We start from the raw sequence: 21,668 nt of genomic DNA, 5'->3' as shown, positions 1-21,668 counted from the left end.
GGTGGTAGGATGGCGCCTGCGCTTTCCTGCCCCGCACCGCCATGGGTCTGCCGATCCACGCTGAACTTCTGTCCGTTCCGTCCGTTTCGCCCACGGCCCCGCTGATTTCCGGTGAGGTCGATGGCTGACGTCGACCACGCCTTTGCCCCCGACGGTCCGCTCGCCCAGGCCATTCCGGCGTTTGCCGCGCGACCGCAGCAGATCGACATGGCGCAGCGCATTGCCGCGGCCTTGCGCGACAACCGCGTGCTGGTTGCCGAAGCCGGCACCGGCACCGGCAAGACCTTCGCCTACCTCGTTCCGGCATTGCTCGGTGGCGGCAAGGTGATCATCTCCACCGGCACCAAGACGCTGCAGGATCAGCTTTTCAACCGTGATCTGCCGGTGGTGCGCGCCGCCCTCAAGGTGCCGGTCAGCATCGCCCTGTTGAAGGGGCGGGCAAATTACGTGTGCCCCTACCACCTCGCCCGCAATGCCGCCGACGGGCGCTTCCAGAGCGCCCAGGATGCCGCCGACCTGCGCGCCATCGCGCGCTTCGCGCAGACTACGCAGAGCGGCGACAAGGCCGAATGCACGGTCGTGCGCGAGGACTCCGCGGCCTGGCTGGCGGCGACCTCGACGCGCGACAACTGCCTCGGGCAGGAATGCCCGGAGGTCAAGGACTGCTTCGTGATGGCCGCCCGCCGCGCGGCGATGGATGCCGACGTGGTGGTGGTCAATCACCATCTCTTCTTCGCCGACGTGATGCTCCGCGACGAGGGCATGGGCGAACTGCTGCCGGCCTGCAACGCGGTGATCTTCGATGAAGCCCACCAGTTGCCGGAGACCGCCAGCCTGTTCTTCGGCGAGAGCGTGTCCACCGGGCAGGTGCTCGATCTGGCGCGCGACACGCGCTCCGAGACGGTCGCTGCCGCACCCGACTGCCGCGCCCTGATCGACGCCACGCGCACCCTGGAGAAGGCTGCCCGCGACCTGCGCCTGGCCTTTGGCGCGGAGTCTGCGCGCCTTGCCGCGGCGCAGGCGGAAAGCGAACCCGAGTTCCTGCCGCGCGTCGATGCGTTGATGGCGAGTGTCGAAGAACTGCACGCCGTGCTCGAAACCCAGGCTGAACGCTCCGAAGGGCTGGCCAACTGCCTGCGGCGCAGCGAGGAGATGCGCCAGCGCCTGGCGCAGTGGCGCACCCCCGCCGACAGCGAACTGATCCGCTGGGTCGAGGTGTTCAGCCAGTCGCTGGCCCTCAATGCCACCCCGCTGCACGTCTCGGCGGTGTTCCGCCGCCAGCTCGAGGGCCATCTGCGCGCCTGGGTGTTCACTTCCGCAACGCTGGCGGTGGGGCAGGATTTCGGCCACTACTGCCGCGAGCTCGGCCTCGCCTGGCTGGAGCCGGAGCCGCTCACCGCAGTGTGGGGCAGCCCCTTCGACTACGCCGAGCAGGCGCTGCTCTATGCCCCCCAGGGCATGCCCAATCCGAACGCTCCCGACTACAGCGAGGCCGTCGCCCGCCGGGCGCTGCCGCTGATCCGCGCCGCGCGCGGGCGTACCTTCGTGCTGTGCACCTCGCTGCGGGCAATGCGTCGCATCCATGAACTGCTCGTCGATGGCCTCAACGCCGCCGGCGAGACGCTGCCCGTGCTGCTGCAGGGGGAGGGCTCGCGCAGCGAGCTGCTGGAGCGTTTCCGCCGCCTTGGCAATGCCGTGCTGGTGGCCAGCCAGAGTTTCTGGGAAGGCGTGGACGTCCCGGGTGACGCCCTTTCGCTGGTGGTCATCGACAAGCTGCCCTTTGCGCCGCCCGACGATCCGGTGCTCGCGGCGCGTGTCGAGCATATGCAGAAGAGCGGTCAGAATCCCTTCATGCACTATCAGCTGCCGCGCACGGTGATCAGCATGAAGCAGGGGGCCGGGCGCCTCATCCGCAGCGAGCGCGACCGCGGCGTGCTGTGCATCTGCGATCCGCGCATGATCGACAAGCCCTATGGCAAGGTGGTGTGGCGCAGCCTGCCGCCGATGCGGCGCTCGCGGGTGGAAGCCGAAGCGGTGGACTTCCTCGCCGCGCTGCCGCCGCCGCGCTGACCGCGGTCAAGTTCAACCGCCGCGCGGCTGTAGTATCCTGCAGCACTTTCCAGGCAGCACAGACAGGCGATGAACGTATTTGGCTTTGCCGGCTGGTCCGGCGCCGGCAAGACCACGCTGGTGGAGAAGCTCATTCCGCTGTTCACCCGGCGCGGTCTTTCGGTGTCGGTGATCAAGCATGCCCACCATGGTTTCGATCTCGACAAGCCGGGCAAGGACTCCTGGCGCCACCGCAAAGCCGGCGCCACCCAGGTGCTGATGCTGTCCAATGACCGCTGGGTGCTGATGCACGAGTTGCGCGGCGCGCCCGAGCCGACGCTGGAGGAGCAGTTGCGCGTGCTGCAACCGACCGACCTGGTGCTCATCGAAGGCTACAAGGCCGCCGCGGTGCCCAAGATCGAGGTTCACCGCGCCGTCAATGGCAAGCCCCTGCTGTACCCGGACAACCCCCACATCGTCGCGGTGGCCAGCGACGTGCCGCTGCCCGACTCGCCGCTGCCGCGCCTCGACCTCGACGATACCCCGGCGGTGGCTGCTTTCATCCTCGATTACCTGGAGTGCAGATGAACGACAACCTGCTGTCCTTCGATGACGCGCTGGCCCGCCTGCTTGCCGCGGTGCGGCCGCTGCGCGAGATCGAACTCGTCGATACCCTCGCCGCCGGCGGTCGTGTGCTGGCCAGCGCGCAGCATTCGCCGATCAGTCTGCCGCCGCTCGACAATGCGGCGATGGATGGCTATGCCGTGCGCAGCGCCGATATCGCCGCACCCGGCACCGAGCTGCCGGTGAGCCAGCGCATCGCCGCCGGCAGCGTCGGCAGCGCGCTGCAACCCGGTACCGCGGCGCGCATCTTCACCGGCGCGGCACTGCCCGCGGGCGCCGATGCGGTGGTGATGCAGGAGCGCTGCAGCCATCACGGCGAGCATGTGCGCGTCGATCATTGCCCGGCGGTGGGCGAGCACGTGCGCCGCGCTGGCGAGGACATCGCCGCCGGCCGTCAGCTGCTGCCTGCCGGGGTGCGTCTGCGGGCGCCCGAAGTGGCGCTGGCGGCGGCGGTCGGCCTGGCCCAGTTGCCGGTGCTGCGGCGCCTGCGGGTGGCGCTGATGTGTACCGGCAACGAACTGGTGATGCCCGGCGACCCCCTGCCGCCGGGCGGCATCTATAACTCCAACCGCTTCCTGCTGCGCAGCCTGCTCAACGCCCTGGGTTGCGAGTGTACCGACTTCGGCATCGTCCCCGACAGGCTCGACGCCACCCGTGAGGCCCTGCGCCGGGCGGCCGAGGGCCACGACCTGATCCTCACCAGCGGTGGCGTTTCGGTGGGCGAGGAGGATCACGTCAAACCCGCCGTGGAGGCCGAAGGAGCGCTGGCGCTGTGGAAGATCGCCATGAAACCGGGCAAGCCGCTGGCCTTCGGCAACGTCCATGCGGCCGCATTCATTGGCTTGCCGGGCAATCCGGTGTCCAGTTTCGTGACCTTCCTGGTGATGGTGCGCCCCTTCATCCTCGCCAGCCAGGGGGTTGCCGAGGCGGTGCCGCAGCGCCTGCGCCTGCACGCCGATTTCGAGTGGACGCGTCCCGACCGCCGCCGCGAATTCCTGCGCGCGCGCGTCAACGCCGAAGGCACGGTGAACCTGTTCGACAGACAGGGCGCTGCGGCACTGCAGTCTACGGTGTGGGCCAATGGCCTGGTCGATGTTGCGCCGGGCACGGAGATCCGCCGCGGCGATGTGGTCGATTTCCTGCCCTATGGCGAACTGCTGGGCTGAGGCCCGTTGTGGAAGCTTGCCGGAGTGATCATGGCTGAAGTGAAGATTCTCTATTTTGCCGGCCTGCGTGAGGCCCTCGGTTGCCCCGGTGAACGCCTCGCGCTCCCTGCCGGCGTGGATACCGTCGGTGCGCTGCGCACCCATCTCGCCGCGCGCGGCGAACGCTGGGCGGCGCTGGATGCCGGACGCAACGTCCGCGCGGCGGTGAATCAGCGCATGGCGGCGGCGGATACGCCGCTCGACGGCGCCGATGAAGTGGCCTTCTTTCCCCCGGTGACCGGAGGCTGAGCGATGACGGTGAGTGTGCAGGAAGCTGATTTCGACGTCGGCGCCGAGCTTGCGGCGCTCTCCGCCGGGCGCCGCGATGTCGGCGCGCTGGCGAGCTTCGTCGGCCTGGTGCGCGACGACGGCGGCGCCGACGGGGTGTCGGCAATGACCCTGGAGCACTACCCGGGCATGACCGAGGCGGCGCTGCAGGAGATTGTCGACGAGGCGGCGCAACGCTGGACGCTGCTCGCCGTTCGGGTCATCCACCGCCATGGTCGCCTGCTGCCGGGCGAGCGCATCGTCTTCGTCGGCGTCGCCGCCGCCCACCGCGGCGAGAGCTTCGCCGCGTGCGAGTTCATCATGGACTATCTGAAGACCCGCGCGCCTTTCTGGAAGTACGAGGAAGGCGCCCAGGGCGGGCGCTGGGTGGATGCGCGCGACAGCGACGGCAGCGCCGCGGCGCGCTGGGAGCAGGGCTGGGACGAAGTCGAAGGGCGCCGCTGAGTGCATGAAAAACGGCGCCCGTGGGCGCCGTGTGCTTTTTCAGCGGGAATGATATCCGCGCTTACTTGCGGCCCTTGGGGGCATTGAAGGTGCTGAAGGCCTGAAAGGCTTCGGAGGATGCGCGGGTCATCTGCTCGAAGGCCGCACGGGTGGTGTCCATGGCGGTCTGGATGGCGGTCATGGCGTTCTGGTCGGTGATCGGCATGCCCTTGAACATCTTCTGCATGGCGTCGAAAACGTCATTGCTGCCGGTGGTCAGCTGTTCGCCGACCAGCTTGCCGACTTCGTTCTGGGTGCGGGCGGTGATTTCGGCGATCTCGCGGGCGCAGGCCAGCATCTTCTCGGTGGTGTGCTGGGCAAACTGGGTACGCAGATCCATCAGGTCCTTGGGGTCCTTGACCGCGGACATGGCCTTGGCATTCTGCACGCCATCCTCGAACAGGGTCTTGGCGGTAGTGACCTGCAGCTCCATGATGCGCTGCGAGTTCTCGATGGAAAGCTGCGCCAGGCGCATCGCTGCTTCGAGGTTCTTCTTTTGCAGTTCGTTCATCTGGTCTTGCTTGGTTGCCATGTGATTATCTCCACAAGCGCGGTTGATGGTTAGCGAGGCAATATGGACTCCGTCCGGGATGGCCCGTCGCCTGCAGGCGACACGCCACCTCTCCCTCCAGCCTCTTCGACTAACATAGCACACGGCGATGCCGTGCTGTTGTCGACCAGGCGGTCGGGAGATCTGCGCGCTGGGGAATGTTGCGTTGCAGCAACAGTGGGCGGCGTCCGGCCTCCTATTCGCGCTCCAGATCCTGCAGGCGGGCCAGGGCGCTGGCCGGGTCGGCGAAGATCTGCGGGTTGATGTCGTGGCCGGAGAGCGCGTCGGTCAGGCGGGCGCGCTGGAAGGTGCTGGTGGTATAGCGGGTAACGCTGGAATAGAAGCGCTCGACCACGCCGCGCACCATCTCGGCATAGGGTTCCCAGAGTTCCGGGGTGATGGAGAAGTTGTCGTAATTGACAATCGCCGGCACGCGCTCTTCCAGCGGAGCCAGGTAGCGTTCGATGAGTTGCCCGATGTGGGCAATCTGTTCGCGGCTGCGGATCACCAGCCCTTCGAAGTTCACGTAGAACACGCCGTGGTTGGCATCGTAGAAGAGGCGCTGTTCGAGCGGCAGGGCGAGCAGGCTGGCGCGCAGTTCCATCGCTTCGTCACGGAAGATGCGCTCGTCCATGGTCGCCAGTTGCGGCGAGATGGCCGGACGGAAATCCATGTGGGCGAGGATGTCGCGTTCGAGGTCGATGCCCGGGGCGATCTCGGTGAGTTCGAGGCCTTCTTCGCCGAGGCGGAACACGCAGCGCTCGGTGATGTAGAGCACCGGCTGCCGGCGGCGGCGGGCGTAGTCGCCGCTGAAGGTGCGGTGTTCCACCGCTGCGACGAACTTGCGCGTGCCGCCTTCGCGCTCGATGGCGAGCTGGCCGTCCTTCAGCGCCAGCTGCAGGTCGCCGGCGGTGAAGGTGCCGACAAAGACCACCTTCTTGGCGTTCTGGCTGATGTTGATGAAGCCACCCGCGCCGGCCAGGCGCGGACCGAAGCGGCTGACATTGAGGTTGCCCTCGCGGTCGGCCTGGGCGAGGCCGAGGAAGGCGACGTCGAGCCCGCCGCCGTCGTAGAAATCGAACTGGTAGGGCTGGTCGATGATGGCGTCGGTGTTCACCGCGGCGCCAAAGTTGAGCCCGGAGGCGGGGACGCCGCCGATCACCCCGGGCTCGGCGGTGAGGGTGAGAAGGTCGATGATCTTCTCTTCGGCAGCCACCGCCGCCACCCCCTCGGGCATGCCGATGCCCAGATTCACCACGCTGTTGGCGGCCAGTTCCAGCGCGGCGCGGCGGGCGATGATCTTGCGTTCGCTCATCGGCATCGGCGCCAGCGCCGAGGTGGGAATGCGGATTTCGCCGGAGAAGGCGGGGTTGTACTGTTCGACGAAGGTCTGCATGTGGTGCTCGGGGCGCTCGGCGACCACCACGCAATCCACCAGCACGCCGGGAATCTTCACCTGGCGCGGGCTGAGGCTGCCGCGTTCGGCAACGCGCTCGACCTGCACGATGACGATGCCGCCGGAGTTGTGTGCAGCCATGGCGATGGCCAGCGCCTCCAGGGTGAGTGCTTCCTTCTCCATGGTGACGTTGCCGTCGGTATCGGCGGTGGTGCCGCGGATGATGCCGACGTTGATCGGCAGGGCCTTGTAGAACAGGTATTCCTCGCCGCCGATCTCCATCAGGCTGACCAGTTCTTCGGTGGTGCGGGCGTTGATCCTGCCGCCACCGTGGCGCGGATCGACGAAGGTCCCCAGACCGACGCGCGACAGCGTGCCGGGCTTGCCCGCGGCGATGTCGCGGAACAGATGGGTGATCACCCCCTGCGGCAGGTTGTAGGCCTCGATGCGGTCTTCGATGGCGAGTTTCTGCAGCGCCGGCACCAGCCCCCAGTGGCCGCCGATGACCCGGCGCACCAGGCCTTCGTGACCGAGGTGGTTGAGCCCGCGGCCCTTGCCGTCGCCCTGGCCGGCGGCGTAGATCAGGGTGAGGTCGCGCGGGCGCTCGAAGGGGCCGGGGTTGGGGTCGAGGTACAGCGCCTCCAGCGCGCAGGCGATGCCTTCTGCAAAGCCGATGCCGACGAAGCCGCTGGTGGCCACGGTGTCGCCCGGGCGGATCAGGCGCACCGCATCGGCGGCGCTCACCACCTTGCTGCGGCGCGGCAGGCCGCCGCTGGCGAGAACCGGGTGGCTGACCTGGGGAAAGCGGGGGGGCGTCGTCATCGCGGGGTCTCCTGGGCGGGGCGGCGTTACAGCCACTCCGGACTGTCTTCGAGAGCGATCAGGGTGCAGCCCAGTTGCGCGGCCAGCCCGGGCAGGCGGCGGCAGGGGGCGTGTTCGGGCAGGTCGCTGCAGCGCCCGGCGATGACCAGATCGACGCCGTGGGCCTTGACGCAGGCATGAAAGGCATCGTGCAGGGTTTCGTGCCCGGCAACCCAGGCCACTGCGGGGTCGATCTGCAGGCGGGCAAGCAGGCCATCGACGAGGATGCTGGCGCAGGGGTCGTCGGGTGCCCCCTCCACCGGCAGGTGCAGCACGCTCACGCGCTCGCCACGGCTGCGCGCCAGAGCGAGCAGGCGGCGGTGGAAGGCATCGGTGGTGGTGGCAAAATCGGTCGCCAGCAGGACGTGGCGGAAGGGCCGCGCAGCGGCGGACTCCGCGAGCCTCAGCGCCGGCGCGTTCATGCCGGGCGGACGTCTGCGGTGGGCAGCGTCGGATCAGTGGTCATCGGTCTCCTCCTTGTGCATTTGCGCCCGGTGCGGGCGGGCTGCGGCTCTGCGTCCGCTGCCGGGCACGGGTTGCAATTACCGTGCGCGCTTATGCAAGTTGCTGATTAAAAAGTAAAACCGTAATTGATTGGACTATTCTTGAGTACAATCGTCTCGGAATTGAGACAAGAGGGGGCGGGAGAGCCGGAATCACAGAGGATTGCAGCATGTCCATGAACGTAGACTAGTCTCTGTTTTGAGACTTTAGCCCGTGTGCGGTCATCTTCTTGTACAGCGTGGCGCGCCCGATGCCGAGCCGGCGCGCGGCTTCCGGCACCTTGCCGGCGCACGCGGCGAGCGCATCGAGGATCAGCCCGCGCTCGAACTCCGCCAATGCCGCGTCCAGCGGGCGGGGGGCTGGCGTGTCCGCCGCGGCGGGCAGGGTCGGGACCAGGATATGGGCGAAGTTGGCGGCGCTGAGGCGTGCTTCGTCTGAGAGCATGGACACCTGCTCCAGCACGTTGCGCAATTCGCGGATGTTGCCGCGCCAGGCGCAGCGGCGGAACAGCGCCACGGCATCGGCGTCGAGCTCGCGCTGTGGCAGACCGGTGCGCCGTGCACTGTCCTCCAGAATGTGCTCGCACAGCGCCTCGATGTCGGCCAGACGTTCGCGCAGTGGCGGCAGGTTGAGCGGCAGCACGTTGAGGCGGTAGAAGAGGTCGGCGCGGAAACGCCCGTCGGCCACGCGTGCGGCCAGATCCACGCTGGTGGCGGCGATGATGCGCACGTCCACCTGGATCACGCGGTCGGAACCCAGCGGCTCCACCTCCTGCTCCTGCAGCACGCGCAGCAGCTTGGCCTGCAGCGGCAGCGGCATGTCGCCCACTTCGTCGAGGAACAGCGTGCCGCCGTCGGCGGCCTGGAACTTGCCCAGCCGACCCTTGCGGTCGGCGCCGGTGTAGGCGCCCGCGGTGGTGCCGAAGAACTCGGCTTCCAGCAGGGATTCGGGGATGGCGGCGACGTTCACGCCGATGAAGGGGCGGTCGGCGCGCGGCGAGGCGGCATGGATGGCGTGGGCGATCAGCTCCTTGCCGGTGCCGGTTTCGCCGAGCAGCAGCACCGGCGACTCCAGCGTCGCCGCGCGGCGCGCCTGGCGCTTGATCTCCATCGCCGCCGGGCTGGTGCCGACGAAGTTGGAGAAGGTGTACTTCGCCCGGCGTTCCTCGGCCAGACGCTTGCGGGTCTGGGCGAGCTCCTGCTGCAGGCGGCCCAGGCGCGCGTAGAACGGTTTGAGCGGCTGGAGCTGGTCGTAGAGCGCGAATCCCACCGCGCCGATCACCTGGCCGCTGTCGTCCTTGAGCGGGATGCGGGTGACCACGAAGGATTCGCTGCCCACCTCCAGGATGTCGAGCAGGATGGGCTGGCCGCTCCTCACCACCTCGCGCATCAGCGAACTGGGGATGATCTCCTCGACCTCGCGGCCGATCGCCTCCTCGGCGTGCGCCAGGCCGAAGCGCTGCGCATAGCGCTCGTTGATCCACACGATGCGCGCCGCGCCGTCCACCACGATGGTGCCCTCGCACAGGCTGTCGAAGCTCTCGAACAGCGACTGCATCGCCCGGCGGCGGATGTCCTCGTAGTCGAAGGGCGCGCTGCGCGGCATCGCGGGCGGCCCCTTACAGCAGTTCCAGCACGCGCTCGGGCGGGCGGGCCATCACGGCGCGCCCGCCCACCACCACGATGGGACGCTCGATCAGGATGGGGTGGGCGAGCATGGCCTCCAGCCAGTCCTGGTCGCTCATCGCGCGGCCGGCGTATTTGGTCTTGACGATGGCTTCGCCCTTGCGCACCAATTCCTCGGCGCGCAGGCCCAGCTTGGCGAGCAGGGCGGTCAGCGTGGCGCGGTCGGGCGGGGTCTTGAGGTACTCGATCACTTCGGTCGTGATGCCCTTTTCGGCCAGGATGGCGCAGGCGGAGCGGCTCTTGGAGCAGCGCGGGTTGTGGTAGATGCGGACAGGGGCGGTCATGGTCGGCTCATTCCTCGGCAGATGTGCAATGGCGGGTCAGGAAGGTATCGGCTGTCAGGATGGGACAGGGCAGGGGGCCGTCGAGGACCAGCAGGTCGCGGTCCCCGCTAACCAGGCAGTCTGCGCGGCCGGCGACTGCCAGTTGCAGGAAGGGTTCATCGAAACAGTCGCGGCATGGCGGTGTTGCGGGCGGCGGCGAAGGGATGCGGACGGTCTCGCACCACGGCAGGTAGTCGGCCAGCAGGTCCTGCTGTTCATCCGCGCTCAGGCGGAACTTCGGGTAGGCCAGTACGCGCATCAGTTCTGCGGTGGTGGGGCGGGAAACCAGCGCGATGAAGCGCCCGGCCTGCCAGGCATGACGCAGTGCGCTCAGGCGCCCGTTGGCGAACACCAGCGCGGAGAGCACCAGGTTGGTGTCCAGCACCACGCGCGGCGGCCTCATTGAGCGGCCCGGTCGCTTTCTTCGCGCGCCCAGCTCACGGCGTCCTGGATGTCCTGCTCGTCGAGTTCCAGCGCCGCCAGCTTGGCGCGCACGGCGTCGGCGCGCTGGATGCGCACCGGGGTGAGGATGATCTGCCCGTCACGCGTCTCGATGTCGAAATACTCCACCGGGCCGATGGCCTTGGTCACGCTCTTGGGCAGGGTGAGCTGGTTCTTTGCGGTCATCTTGGCGAGCATGTCCGCCTCCGGTAGATGGTAAGGATTCCTTACTATAGGTCTGTCGCCCCTGCCCGGGCAAGCGGGCGCAGTGCAAGCGGCCGAATCAGGCCGTGTGGCAGGTCAGCACCAGATCGGCGGCCGCCTCGCGCAGCGGGATCAGCGCCTGGTAGGCCGGGGATGCGTACCAGGCCTGCGCGGCTTCCAGCGTGGGGAAGCGGATCACCACCACGTCGGCGTGCGCGTGCTCGCCGGCCAGCACCGCGGCCAGGCTGCCGCGCATCACCAGTTCGGCATTCCAGGGCTGCAGCGTGGCCGGCACCTTGTTGCGGTACTCGGCCCACTTGTCCTCGTCCTTCACGGTGATGTGGCCAATCACGTAAGCGTTTGCCATGTGCTTCCTGCGCTTGGGAGCGTTGTCGGGAGCACACAGTGTAGCGACTAACGGGGCCTGGTGAAGGGTGCTTCCGAACTGCATTGCGCGCGATTCGGGCAGTGGTGGAGTGTCGTCCTCTTGAACGCACCGAAACCCGCCCCACATAGGAGGCAGTCAAATCTTCCGGGGAATGCCCGCCATGCGCTTCGAAAAACTCACTACCAAGTTCCAGCAGGCCATTGCCGATGCGCAGAGCATCGCGGTGGGCAACGACCAGCAGTTCATCGAGCCTCTGCACCTGCTGGCCGCGATGATCGGCCAGGACGACGGCAGTACCGTGTCGCTGTTGCAGCGCGCGGGGGTGAATGTGCCGCCGCTGAAGGCCGCGCTGCAGCGCGCCATCGAGCGCCTGCCCAAGGTGGAAGGCCACGGTGGCGAGGTGCAGGTGGGGCGCGACCTCAACAACCTGCTCAACCTCACCGACAAGGAAGCGCAGAAGCGTGGCGACCAGTTCATCGCCAGCGAGATGTTCCTGCTCGCGCTTGCCGACGAGGGTGGCAAGAGCGGGGGCGAGGCCGGCCGCCTGCTCAAGGAGCACGGCCTCACCCGCAAGGCGCTGGAAGCCGCGGTGCTGGCCGTGCGCGGCGGGCAGCATGTGGACAGCCAGGAGGCCGAAGGCCAGCGCGAGGCGCTGAAGAAGTACTGCATGGATCTGACCGAGCGCGCCCGCCAGGGCAAGCTCGACCCGGTGATCGGGCGCGACGACGAGATCCGCCGTGCCATCCAGATCCTGCAGCGCCGCACCAAGAACAACCCGGTGCTGATCGGCGAACCGGGCGTGGGCAAGACCGCCATCGTCGAAGGTCTGGCCCAGCGCATCGTCAATGACGAGGTGCCGGAAACCCTGAAGGGCAAGAAGGTGCTGTCGCTCGACATGGCCGCGCTGCTGGCCGGCGCCAAGTACCGCGGTGAGTTCGAGGAACGCCTGAAGGCGGTGCTGAAGGACATTGCCCAGGACGAAGGGCGCATCATCCTGTTCATCGACGAGATCCATACCATGGTGGGCGCCGGCAAGGCCGAAGGCGCAATGGACGCCGGCAACATGCTCAAGCCCGCGCTGGCGCGCGGCGAGCTGCACTGCATCGGCGCCACCACGCTGGACGAATACCGCAAGTACATCGAGAAGGACGCCGCGCTGGAGCGCCGCTTCCAGAAGGTGCTGGTGGACGAGCCCACGGTGGAATCGACCATCGCCATCCTGCGCGGCCTGCAGGAGAAGTACGAGATCCACCACGGCGTGGACATCACCGACCCGGCCATCGTTGCCGCCGCGGAACTCAGCCACCGCTACATCACCGACCGCTTCCTGCCCGACAAGGCCATCGACCTCATCGACGAGGCCGCCGCGCGCATCAAGATGGAGATCGACTCCAAGCCGGAGGTGATGGACAAGCTCGACCGCCGCATGATCCAGCTCAAGATCGAGCGCGAGGCGGTGAAGAAGGAAAAGGACGAAGCCTCGCAGAAGCGTTTGCAGCTGATCGAGGAAGAACTCGCCAAGCTGCAGCGCGAGTACAACGATCTGGAAGAGGTGTGGAAGGCGGAGAAGGCCAAGGTTGCCGGTTCTGCCCACATCAAGGAAGAGATCGACGCACTGCGCGCGCAGATGGCCGAGTTCCAGCGCAAGGGCCAGCTCGACAAGGTTGCCGAGCTGCAGTACGGCAAGCTGCCGCAACTGGAAGGCCAGCTCAGGATGGCCGAACAGGCCGGTGAAAGCGCCACCCCCAACAAGCTGCTGCGCACCCAGGTCGGCGCCGAGGAAATTGCCGAAGTCGTCTCGCGCGCCACCGGCATTCCGGTGAGCAAGATGATGCAGGGCGAGCGCGACAAGCTCTTGAAGATGGAAGAGCGCCTGCACGGCCGCGTGGTCGGGCAGGACGAGGCGGTGCGCCTGGTGTCGGATGCCATCCGCCGCTCGCGCGCCGGGCTCTCCGACGAGAACCGTCCCTACGGCTCCTTCCTGTTCCTCGGCCCCACCGGCGTGGGCAAGACCGAGCTGTGCAAGACGCTGGCGGAGTTCCTCTTCGATTCGGAAGAGCACCTCATCCGCATCGACATGAGCGAGTTCATGGAGAAGCACTCGGTGGCCCGCCTGATCGGCGCGCCCCCGGGCTACGTTGGCTACGAGGAAGGCGGCTATCTCACCGAGCAGGTGCGCCGCAAGCCCTACAGTGTGATTCTCTTCGACGAGGTCGAAAAGGCCCACCCGGACGTCTTCAACGTGCTGCTGCAGGTGCTCGACGACGGCCGCATGACCGACGGGCAGGGCCGCACCGTGGACTTCAAGAACACCGTCATCGTCATGACCAGCAACCTGGGCAGCCAGATGATCCAGCAGATGGCCGGCGACGACTACGGCGTGATCAAGCTCGCGGTGATGGCCGAGGTGAAGACCTACTTCCGCCCCGAGTTCATCAACCGCATCGACGAACTGGTGGTGTTCCACGCGCTCGACGAAAAGCACATTGCCGGCATTGCCCGCATCCAGCTGCAGTACCTGGAAAAGCGCCTGGCACGTCTGGAGATGAGCATGGAGGTGAGCGACGCGGCGCTGGCGGAAATCGCCGAGGCGGGCTTCGATCCGGTGTTCGGCGCGCGGCCGCTGAAGCGCGCCATCCAGGAGCGCATCGAAAACCCGCTCGCCAAGGCCATCCTGGAGGGGCAGTTTGCCGCCAAGGATCGCATCAGGGTCGATGCGGCAGGCGGAAAGCTGAGCTTTACGCGGGGCGGATAAGCACGCTGCCGGTGCAGCGCCCCCGGCTGCGGCCGGGGTTTCCTTTTCCGCGCGGCCGTCCGCTACGCGGTTTTCCCCGCCTGCAGCCAGCGATGTTCCACCTTGTGCATGGCCACGTCGGCGACCGTCTTCAGGGTCGCGAACAGCGCCAGTGCTGCCCCGCCGCCGAGGACGGCACCAAAGATGATGGTCAGGTGCATCGGAATCACCCGCAGGTAAGGCAGGAACATCAGCGTGCCGATGTTCGGCTTGCGCTGCAGGTCGGCTTGCACGTGCTCGCGGTGCGAACCGCGGTGGCTGAGCCAGAAACCCACGCCCAGAGCGAGGTAGATCAGCATGTCGAGCCCTCCGGTGTGGCCGATGTGCATCATGCTGACCTCGCCGGTATTGGTGTTGGTCACTGGTACATGGCCGCTCGGGTCCGCCGCGGCGGCGAAGGCGAGCAGGAAGAACAGGTAGAAGAAATGGAAGCCGCCATAGTGCAGGGCGAAGAAGTTGGCGGTCTGGCGCTGCGTCTGCACCGTCGGGGCGACGGCGCGGTTGTTGACCTTGAAGCCCTCGGTGCAGAAGTCCTGCAGCGCCAGGATGCGCCGGCGCGCATAGAAACCGATGATCACGCTCTGCATCCAGTAGGGCCAGAGCAGCTGGCCCAGCCCCCAGTCCGCCCAGAGTGCGGCGATGATGGTGGCAATGTTGGTGGCGATGATGGGAAACAGGCTGCGGTCGTGGGTCATGGCAATGCCTCGGTAACTGTGAGTGTTCGCACTGTGAGGCGTCACCCGGCTGAGGGCTGGCCAGGGTTGTCCAGATGCCGGGTCAGATAGCGGTAGTCCTCGCCCAGTTCGAAGAAGTCGCGGTAGGGCTGCAGGCCCACTCTGGCATATGCGGCCAGGGCGTGTGAGTTGCCAAGGGCGGTGGCCACGCCGACCAGCTTGACGCCTTCCCGGCGCAGGCGTTCGAACAGCAACTCAAGGGCCAGCGGCCCAAGGCCCTGTCCCCGCATGCCCGCTTCGCCGATCACGATGTCGATATCGACCAGATCCGCCGGCAGATCGTCCAGACCCGCGTCGGCCAGCTCCCTGCGTGTGGGTATCTGCCAGCACAGCAGACCCACCGCTACGCCGTCGACGTGAATGAGCGCGGCATGGTCGGCAGGATGCCCGGCCAGTGCCGCCTGCACTTGCGCCGACTCGCCCCACCAGCGTGACACCTCAGGGTCGCGGAGCCAGCGTTCGATGAGCGGCATGTCGTGCGTGGGGCGGAAGGGCTGGAGTTCTATGCTGGGCATCTGGGGCCTCCGGGGGGCGGCTGCTCTGAGAGGTCTGTCCAAACTCATTATCCGGCGGTGTGCTCATCGATGAATCCGGAAACCCGTGCGGCGGCCTGCAAGGGCAAGGCCTGAAGGAGAAAGTGCGGCGCGCTGAGTTCGACCACCTGTGTCTGTGGTGCATGGCTCATCACCAGTTCAGACGAGGCACGTGGCACGACGCGATCATCGGCGGCGCGCAGATAGAGAACGGGAATGCGCACCCTGGCCAGCGCATCGGTCATGTCAGCCGCCAGCACGGTGCCGAGCCGCTTGCGCACCACCGCAGGCGATACCGATGCGAGGGTGCTGGCAAGGGCGTCCACACCTGCGGGCGACTTGAAGCGGCCAAGCACGAAGCAGGCGATCAGACCGACCGGCAGCAGAGAAACCGGCAGGATGGAGATGAATGGGCGCAAGGCTGCCAGCATGGGCTGGGGGTTGCGGGCGAACGAACAGCACAGGATCAGTCCACGCATGTGCGGTGGAGGACGCGCCGCGATGGAGATGCCGATTGGGCCGGAAAACGATTCTGCGAGCAGGAAGAAGGGTTCGTCAGCGGGCAGGAAGCTGCGCGCCACGGATTCCAGCTCGGCGTAGTCGAGCGTCCTGTCGCTTGGGTAGGAGGCTGTAATGACCTTGATGTCCGGTCCGCATGCCGTAGCGAAATCCCTGAGCAGCAGGCCTGTTCCATCAAGACCGGGGAGCAAGACCAAGGTGACCATGGGTGTGTCCGGTTGCTGGCTTGGGCTGCCGCCCGTGCGTGGATCAATGCGTCCTGAGGCTGCAGCAGGCGCCGTTGTCAGCACCTGACGATACCGCAACATGAATCCATGGTGCCAGCGCCGTGGAGTTCGTTGCTTCTGCGTCAGAAGCCGTAGCTGGCGTGCACGCCTGCGTACCAGCTGCGGGTGGGGCCGGGTTCGTAGTAGCGGCCGTTGCCGTCGCCGACGATCGCCGCGGCGACGTGCTTGCGGTCGAAGACGTTGTCCAGGCGCAGCATCTGGCCGAAGCTCCAGCCGCCGTGCTGCTGTTCGGCGGTCAGGCGCAGGTTGACCAGGGTGTGGGCCGGTGCGGCGCGTGCGGTGTTGCTGTCTTCCACGTAGACCTTGCTGCGGTAGTTGGCTTCCACTGCGGCGCTGAGCCCGTCGCGCGGCGTCCAGGCGAGTTCGGCGTAGGCGCTGGTGGCGGGGATGCCGGGGATGCGCTTGCCTGCGGGGATGGTGGTGCCGCGGCTGTCGAAGGCCTGGTCGTAGGTGGCGCGCAGGCGGGTGAGGGCGAAGCGGCCGCGCCACTGCGGGTTGAACTCGGTATCCAGCGCAAGCTCCACGCCCTGGCGCAGGGTGCGGGCGGCGTTGTGGAACACGGTGCGCCCGCCCACGGCGGCCAGCACCACCAGTTCGTCTGCGGTGGTGATGCGGAACAGCGCGGCGTTGAGGCGGGTGGAGGCGCCGATGAAGGCCTTGGCGCCGATTTCCAGTTGCTTGCTGCGCGAGGGCTGCAGGTCGAAGTTGAAGCCGTCGGTGCCGGTGGTGCCGGAGTAGGACAGTTCGTTGAGCGTGGGGGTCTCGAAGCCGCGCGCCACGCTGGCGTAGAGGTTGAGCGCCGGGTCGGGGCGCCACACGATGCCCAGCGCCGGGGTGCTGCGGCGGAAGCTCACGCTGCCGCTGTCGTCCGGGTTGGTGGCGGTGATGTAGCGGTCATCGACGTCGAACCTCACCCGGCTGTGGCGCAGGCCCGCCTGCAGCACCCACTTTTCGGTTTCCCAGCTGGCCTGCACGTAGGGGTCCAGGCTGGTGACGGTGTCCACTTCCTTGCGCCGCAGCGCGCCCTTGACCCCCAGCGTGGTGCCGACGAAGTTCTCGTAGCCACGGCGCTTGTCGCGCGCACGGTCGTAGTCGGCGCCGCCGGTCAGGGTGAGGACGCCGCTGCCCAGGTCCAGGGTGTGGATCCAGCGTGCGTTGAGGCCGTGGAAATCGCGCTCGAAGTCGATCACCCCGCCGGAATGGCGCGGGTTGGCCTGCACCGCGGTGGGGATGGACTGGAACTGCACCACGCTGCGCTGCCCGCCATAGACGGTGATCTGCAGGCGGCCGGCGCCGATGCGCTGGTCCCAGGTGGCGCCGGCCTGGCGGTGCGAGATGTCCTTGCGGGCGTTGAAGAGGCGCGCCGGGTCTTCCACTGCGCGCGGATCGCGCCGCCAGCTGTCCCAGCTCAGGCCCTGCGGGTCTTTGGTGCCGTCCTGGCGCAGCGCGTTGGCCACCAGGCTGAGCTTGCCGTCCTCGTTGGGGCGCAGGGTGAGCTTGGCGAAGGCCTGGTCGCGGGTGGTGGCGCTGTGGTCGCGGTAGCCGTCGGTGTCGAAGCGCGAGGCGTCCAGCACGTAGCCGATACCGCGCGCCTCGCCTTCCGCGCCCAGACCGGCCTTGCGCGTGCCCCAGGACCCGGCGGTGTAGTGGCCGCTCAGGCTGGGTGCGCCCTGGCCGTCGCGCGAGAAGAGCTGGATCACGCCGCCGGCGTGGTTGCCGTAGGTGGTGGCGAAGGGGCCGCGCAGCACCTCGATGCGTTCGGCGGTATCCAGGTTGAAGGTGGCGGCCTGGCCCTGGCCGTCCGGGTTGCTGGCCGGGATGCCGTCGGCGACCAGCTTCACGCCGCGCACCCCGAAGGCGGCGCGCGCGCCGAAGCCACGCACCGAGATCTGCAGGTCCTGAGCGTAGTTCTGGCGGTTCTGCACCACCAGCCCGGGCACCCCGGCGAGTGCTTCGGAGACATTCACGCCCAGCTTGCCGGCGCGCTGCGCGGACAGCTCGATGAGGTCCACCGAGTAGGGCAGGTCGAAGCTCTCGGCCTCCGCGCGGCTGCCGCTGACCACCACCGGATTGAGGGTGGGGTCGGCCGGTTGTGCCTGCGCTGCGGCGGGGGCTGCCAGCAGTGTGGCAAGCAGCATGGCAGGCGACGGGCGGGTCAGTGGGGACATGGGGGATGGCAAGGGTTATGCGCCGGTATGATGAAGCACGCCCGGCGAGGTTCCGTGCAGTGTGCCGCAAAGGGCGTAGCCATGCGCTTGTCGCTGATTTTTCCAATGCGCTAACATGGCCGATTGCCGGTGCCGCGCTTCCTGTCTTGCGCGCGCCGCTCGGGGAGGGGCATGGAAGATCAAGGTGGCGCGAGCGTGCGCCTGCATCAGCTCGGCTTGTACGTCGACAACCATCTGCACGACCGCTATCTGGCGCCGCCGCTGACGGTGGTGGTGGCGACGCTGCTGACCCTGTGGGTGCCGTGGTGGCAGGCTCTGCTGTGGGCGGCGGTGGAGCTGGTGGTGATTGCCGTCTACGTCAATGTCTATCTGCGTTTTCGCCGTGCTGCGGCGGTGGCGCAGGATGAGGTGCGCTGGGCGCGGCGGATTGCGCTGGCGCACGGCGCGCACATGGCGATGTGGTCGTCCATCGTGGTGTGGGCCTACCAGCCCGGCAATCTGGCCAACCTGATGTTCGTCATGCTGGTGCATGTGGGCCTGATCTCGCTGACCGTGGTGATGAGCAATCCGCACCGGCGCCTGCTGTTTTCCGACCTGATCGCGCCCGCGCTGGCGCTGGTGGGGCCGCCGCTGCTCGATGGCACGCTGTTCAGCCTCGGGCTGACAGTACTGGGGGGGCTGTACATTGCGCTGATGCTGATGGTGGGTCTGAAGATCCACGCCAGCACCACTGAGGCGCTGGTCCTGCGCCAGCGCAACGACGCGCTCATCGAGGAGCTGGAACAGCAGGTCAGGCGCGATGCCCTGACCGGTCTGGCCAACCGGCGCTGCTTCATCGACAGCGGCCAGGCCGAGCTGCAGCGCGCGGTGCGTTATCGCCATGCGCTGGCCCTGTTGATGGTCGATATCGATCACTTCAAGCCGATCAACGACAGCTATGGTCATCTTGCCGGCGACGAGGTGCTCAAGGCGGTGGCGGCGGTGTGTGCGGCGACGGTGCGCAGCAATGACTGCCTGGCGCGCCTGGGGGGCGAGGAGTTCGCCGTGCTGATGCCGGAGACGGCGCTCGACGAGGCTTGCGCGGCGGCCGAACGCCTGCGCGCGGCAGTGGCCCGGTTGTGCTGCGAGCTGCCCGAAGGGGTGGTAAAGCCGACGGTGAGCATCGGCGTGGCGATCACCGCAGATGGCGACGAGACCCTTTCGTCGCTGATGCGCCGCGGTGACCGCGCGATGTACGCGGCCAAGGCGCAGGGGCGCAACTGTGTGGTTGTCGCGCCTGCGCTGGACTGAAGCTTGATGATTCCCCTTGCGGCGAAGGGGGAGCTTTGCGCCGCCTGGCCTCGATCAACGGCCACCGGGAGCGAACGCGAGGATGCTGTGCGTTGATGTGCGCAGGTGAGTGCTGCCGTTTGGCATGATTCGCTGTATGCGGTGATACACTTTGTCAGGAAACGGGAATATTCATTTAGCGTAATCGGGTGTGCCGCAGGCGTCTCGTGTGTCGTTGCCGGGCCCTGGATGGACGCCGCCGACGACAGCTTCTTGGGGAAGGAAATGCAGGATACTCAGTCAGTGAATCCGTACGCGGCGCCGGCCGTGGACGTGGGGGGCGCCGCAGCCGGCGACGAGCGTGCAAGCGAGTTCCGCCTTCGCTTGTTTTCTGCGCAAGGGCGTATTGGCCGGGTGCGCTACCTTGGCTATTCCATTGGCCTGACTCTGCTGCTTTACCTCGTGGGCGCACTCGTCGTCGGCCTGGCTTATATGGTGCTGGGACAGGACGGCGGTAATGCGCTGGCGGGTCTTGCTGTCATCGTGGGCTACGTTCTGCTGCTGGTGATCCAGATCATGCTCACCATCAAGCGGGCGCACGACTTCGACAGTACCGGCTGGATGTCGCTGCTGTTGTTCGTGCCGCTGATCAACTTGCTGTTTCTGTTCGTTCCCGGTACCAAAGGCAGCAACCGCTTCGGTCAGCGTACTGCGCCGAACAGCATCGGCGTGATCCTGCTGGCCTGCATTCTGCCGCTGGTGTTCGTCGTCGGCGTGCTCGCGGCCGTCGCCATTCCCGCCTATCAGGATTACGTGCAGCGTGCCAACGCTGCCGCTCAGGCCGAACAGCTCAACTGAGCCTGTAAATGGCAGTCCGCCAGGGCGGCTGTCCACGTCCCCGCTTGAGCAGACTGACTACGATCAGCATCATCAGCGCACGCTGCGAAGCGGTACCGCCCTGAGTCCGCAGCGCCGCCAGTCGGGATCGGCGGTGGCCGGGAGCATGGCTGATGCTGGTGCCGGCACTTGTCTAACTCGGGTGTTTGCGTGGAGACAGCGTGCCCATGCGCCTGTAGTGCCTTGTGCATGGCACTGCCTGCGCGCCGGGGGACGCCGGGCGCTTTGAACTTCAGCGCCGCGCCCGCGGTCTGCCGGACAGGGGAGCCGCCTGGAGCGGCCAGCGCAGTGCCGGATCGGCAAGGAGGGGGCGATGACGGGGGTTCTCGGACGGGGCGTGATGACGCTGTTGCTGGCGGCCGGCGCGGCGCTGGCGTGGGCACAGACGGAGGTGGGGCGTTTCGAATCGTCGGCAGGGCCGTTGCGCGTCGTCGAACTGGCGCGCGGGCTGGATACGCCGTGGGGGCTGGCCTTCCTGCCCGATGGGCGCATGCTGGTCAGCGAGCGTCCGGGGCGGCTGCGCATTGTCGCGGCCGACGGCAGCCTGTCGGCGCCGCTCGCAGGCGTGCCGGCAGTGCATGCGCGTTCGCAGGGTGGCTTGCTGGACGTCGTGCTGGGGCCCGATTTCGAACGTGACCGGCGCATCTACTTCGCCTATGCCGAGCCGCACGGGCGTGGGGCGCGCACTGCGGTGGCGCGTGCGGTGCTTGATGCCGATGCGTTGCGCCTGAGCGCGGTGGAGCGCATCTTCGCCCAGAGCGAAAGCCCCGGCGGCGGACACCACTGGGGGGCGCGGCTGGTGTTCGGCAACGATGGCATGCTCTACGTCACTCTCGGGGACCGCTTCAATCACCGTCAGCGCGCGCAGGATCTCGACAGCCACCTCGGCAAGGTGGTGCGCATCGCCCCCGACGGCAGCGTGCCGGCGGACAATCCCTTTGTGGGCCGGGCGGGGGTGCTGGCGGAGATCTGGTCGTACGGCCATCGCAACGTCCAGGGCGCGGCGCTGCATCCGCGCAGCGGGCAACTGTGGACCCACGAGCACGGTCCGCAGGGCGGCGACGAGGTCAACCTCACGCTTGCCGGTCACAACTATGGCTGGCCGGTGATCACCCATGGCCGCGAGTACGTTACCGGGTGGCGCATCGGCGAAGGCAGTGCGCGTGACGACGTGACGCCGCCGCTGCTGCAATGGACGCCGTCGATTGCGCCCTCCGGGATGGCCTTCTACACCGGCAGCGAGTTTCCCGTCTGGCAGGGCAGCCTGTTCGTCGGCGCGCTGCGTGGGGCGATGCTGGTACGCCTGAGCCTCGACGGCGAGAAGGTGGTCGGCGAGGAGCGTCTGCTGGGCGAGCTCGGTCACCGCATCCGCGATGTGCGCCAGGGCCCGGACGGCCGTCTCTACCTGCTCGACGAGAGCGCCGGCCGTATACTCCGCGTGCAGCGCCCGTGATTGCTGCGCCTAT

The 21,668-nt window shown here is 67.5% G+C and carries 21 protein-coding genes; 9 read left to right on the top strand and 12 right to left on the bottom strand.

Annotation, left to right across the window (positions count from 1 at the left end; translation table 11 throughout):
- Positions 1-120: 120 nt before the first annotated feature.
- The 5 genes from C8261_RS07025 (at position 121) to moaE (ending at position 4,610) form a co-directional block, all read left to right on the top strand.
- Positions 121-2,070, top strand: coding sequence for an ATP-dependent DNA helicase (locus C8261_RS07025; protein ID WP_107492938.1), 1,950 nt, complete (start codon positions 121-123; stop codon positions 2,068-2,070).
- 69 nt (positions 2,071-2,139) lie between these two features.
- A complete protein-coding gene (gene mobB, locus C8261_RS07020) occupies positions 2,140-2,637 on the top strand; it encodes a molybdopterin-guanine dinucleotide biosynthesis protein B (protein ID WP_107492937.1) in 498 nt (165 codons plus the stop codon).
- On the top strand, positions 2,634-3,839 hold the full coding sequence (locus tag C8261_RS07015; protein WP_107492936.1) for a molybdopterin molybdotransferase MoeA: 1,206 nt from the start codon (positions 2,634-2,636) through the stop codon (positions 3,837-3,839). Before mobB ends, C8261_RS07015 begins: the two co-directional genes overlap by 4 nt.
- Positions 3,840-3,869: 30 nt before the next feature.
- Entirely contained in the window at positions 3,870-4,127 is a 258-nt protein-coding gene (gene moaD / locus C8261_RS07010; RefSeq protein ID WP_181358874.1) for a molybdopterin converting factor subunit 1, read from the top strand.
- A gap of 3 nt (positions 4,128-4,130) precedes the next feature.
- Positions 4,131-4,610, top strand: a complete 480-nt coding sequence (gene moaE, locus C8261_RS07005) for a molybdopterin synthase catalytic subunit MoaE (RefSeq protein WP_107492935.1) — start codon at positions 4,131-4,133, stop codon at positions 4,608-4,610.
- A gap of 61 nt (positions 4,611-4,671) precedes the next feature.
- Here the strand turns inward: moaE and C8261_RS07000 are convergent, their stop codons facing one another.
- From C8261_RS07000 to C8261_RS06965, 8 genes are all read right to left on the bottom strand, one after another.
- A complete protein-coding gene (locus C8261_RS07000) occupies positions 4,672-5,181 on the bottom strand; it encodes a phasin family protein (protein ID WP_107492934.1) in 510 nt (169 codons plus the stop codon).
- 214 nt (positions 5,182-5,395) lie between these two features.
- Positions 5,396-7,417, bottom strand: coding sequence for an acyl CoA:acetate/3-ketoacid CoA transferase (locus C8261_RS06995; RefSeq protein WP_107492933.1), 2,022 nt, complete (start codon positions 7,415-7,417; stop codon positions 5,396-5,398).
- A 26-nt stretch (positions 7,418-7,443) separates the two neighbouring features.
- Positions 7,444-7,878, bottom strand: a complete 435-nt coding sequence (locus tag C8261_RS06990) for a hypothetical protein (RefSeq protein WP_107492932.1) — start codon at positions 7,876-7,878, stop codon at positions 7,444-7,446.
- 268 nt (positions 7,879-8,146) lie between these two features.
- A complete protein-coding gene (locus tag C8261_RS06985; protein ID WP_107492931.1) occupies positions 8,147-9,565 on the bottom strand; it encodes a sigma-54 interaction domain-containing protein in 1,419 nt (472 codons plus the stop codon).
- Between the two features lie 13 nt (positions 9,566-9,578).
- A complete protein-coding gene (gene arsC, locus C8261_RS06980; protein ID WP_107492930.1) occupies positions 9,579-9,929 on the bottom strand; it encodes an arsenate reductase (glutaredoxin) in 351 nt (116 codons plus the stop codon).
- 7 nt (positions 9,930-9,936) lie between these two features.
- Positions 9,937-10,371 (bottom strand): putative toxin-antitoxin system toxin component, PIN family, encoded by a 435-nt coding sequence (locus C8261_RS06975; protein ID WP_107492929.1) that lies wholly within the window; start codon positions 10,369-10,371, stop codon positions 9,937-9,939.
- The gene (locus tag C8261_RS06970; protein ID WP_107492928.1) at positions 10,368-10,607 is read right to left on the bottom strand and encodes an AbrB/MazE/SpoVT family DNA-binding domain-containing protein; all 240 of its coding nucleotides are present in this window, start codon (positions 10,605-10,607) and stop codon (positions 10,368-10,370) included. The genes C8261_RS06975 and C8261_RS06970 overlap by 4 nt, the downstream gene beginning before the upstream one ends.
- An 85-nt stretch (positions 10,608-10,692) precedes the next feature.
- Complete coding sequence (locus C8261_RS06965; RefSeq protein ID WP_107492927.1) at positions 10,693-10,980, bottom strand: DUF1330 domain-containing protein; 288 nt, start codon at positions 10,978-10,980, stop codon at positions 10,693-10,695.
- 181 nt (positions 10,981-11,161) lie between these two features.
- On the opposite strand from C8261_RS06965, the gene clpB reads away from it, so the two are divergent.
- Positions 11,162-13,756, top strand: coding sequence for an ATP-dependent chaperone ClpB (gene clpB / locus C8261_RS06960; RefSeq protein ID WP_107492982.1), 2,595 nt, complete (start codon positions 11,162-11,164; stop codon positions 13,754-13,756).
- 62 nt (positions 13,757-13,818) lie between these two features.
- Here clpB and C8261_RS06955 read toward each other — a convergent pair whose 3' ends face one another.
- From C8261_RS06955 to C8261_RS06940, 4 genes are all read right to left on the bottom strand, one after another.
- Positions 13,819-14,490, bottom strand: a complete 672-nt coding sequence (locus C8261_RS06955) for a DUF6498-containing protein (RefSeq protein WP_107492926.1) — start codon at positions 14,488-14,490, stop codon at positions 13,819-13,821.
- A gap of 41 nt (positions 14,491-14,531) precedes the next feature.
- Positions 14,532-15,044: a GNAT family N-acetyltransferase gene (locus tag C8261_RS06950; RefSeq protein ID WP_181358873.1), complete on the bottom strand. Its 513-nt coding sequence runs from the start codon at positions 15,042-15,044 to the stop codon at positions 14,532-14,534.
- Positions 15,045-15,091: 47 nt separating this feature from the next.
- Positions 15,092-15,787, bottom strand: a complete 696-nt coding sequence (locus C8261_RS06945; protein ID WP_107492924.1) for an alpha/beta fold hydrolase — start codon at positions 15,785-15,787, stop codon at positions 15,092-15,094.
- Positions 15,788-15,930: 143 nt separating this feature from the next.
- Positions 15,931-18,036 (bottom strand): TonB-dependent receptor family protein, encoded by a 2,106-nt coding sequence (locus C8261_RS06940; protein WP_107492923.1) that lies wholly within the window; start codon positions 18,034-18,036, stop codon positions 15,931-15,933.
- Between the two features lie 171 nt (positions 18,037-18,207).
- On the opposite strand from C8261_RS06940, the gene C8261_RS06935 reads away from it, so the two are divergent.
- The 3 genes from C8261_RS06935 (at position 18,208) to C8261_RS06925 (ending at position 21,655) form a co-directional block, all read left to right on the top strand.
- Complete coding sequence (locus C8261_RS06935; RefSeq protein ID WP_107492922.1) at positions 18,208-19,326, top strand: GGDEF domain-containing protein; 1,119 nt, start codon at positions 18,208-18,210, stop codon at positions 19,324-19,326.
- Positions 19,327-19,554: 228 nt separating this feature from the next.
- Positions 19,555-20,163: a DUF805 domain-containing protein gene (locus C8261_RS06930; RefSeq protein ID WP_107492921.1), complete on the top strand. Its 609-nt coding sequence runs from the start codon at positions 19,555-19,557 to the stop codon at positions 20,161-20,163.
- Between the two features lie 352 nt (positions 20,164-20,515).
- The gene (locus tag C8261_RS06925; RefSeq protein ID WP_107492920.1) at positions 20,516-21,655 is read left to right on the top strand and encodes a PQQ-dependent sugar dehydrogenase; all 1,140 of its coding nucleotides are present in this window, start codon (positions 20,516-20,518) and stop codon (positions 21,653-21,655) included.
- The last annotated feature ends 13 nt before the right edge of the window (positions 21,656-21,668 follow it).

It is taken from the genome of Pseudothauera lacus (assembly GCF_003034845.1).
Taxonomy (GTDB): Bacteria; Pseudomonadota; Gammaproteobacteria; order Burkholderiales; family Rhodocyclaceae; genus Pseudothauera; species Pseudothauera lacus.
Note: the sequence above shows the minus strand (reverse complement) of the source record. Positions and strands in the feature narration are given on the sequence as shown.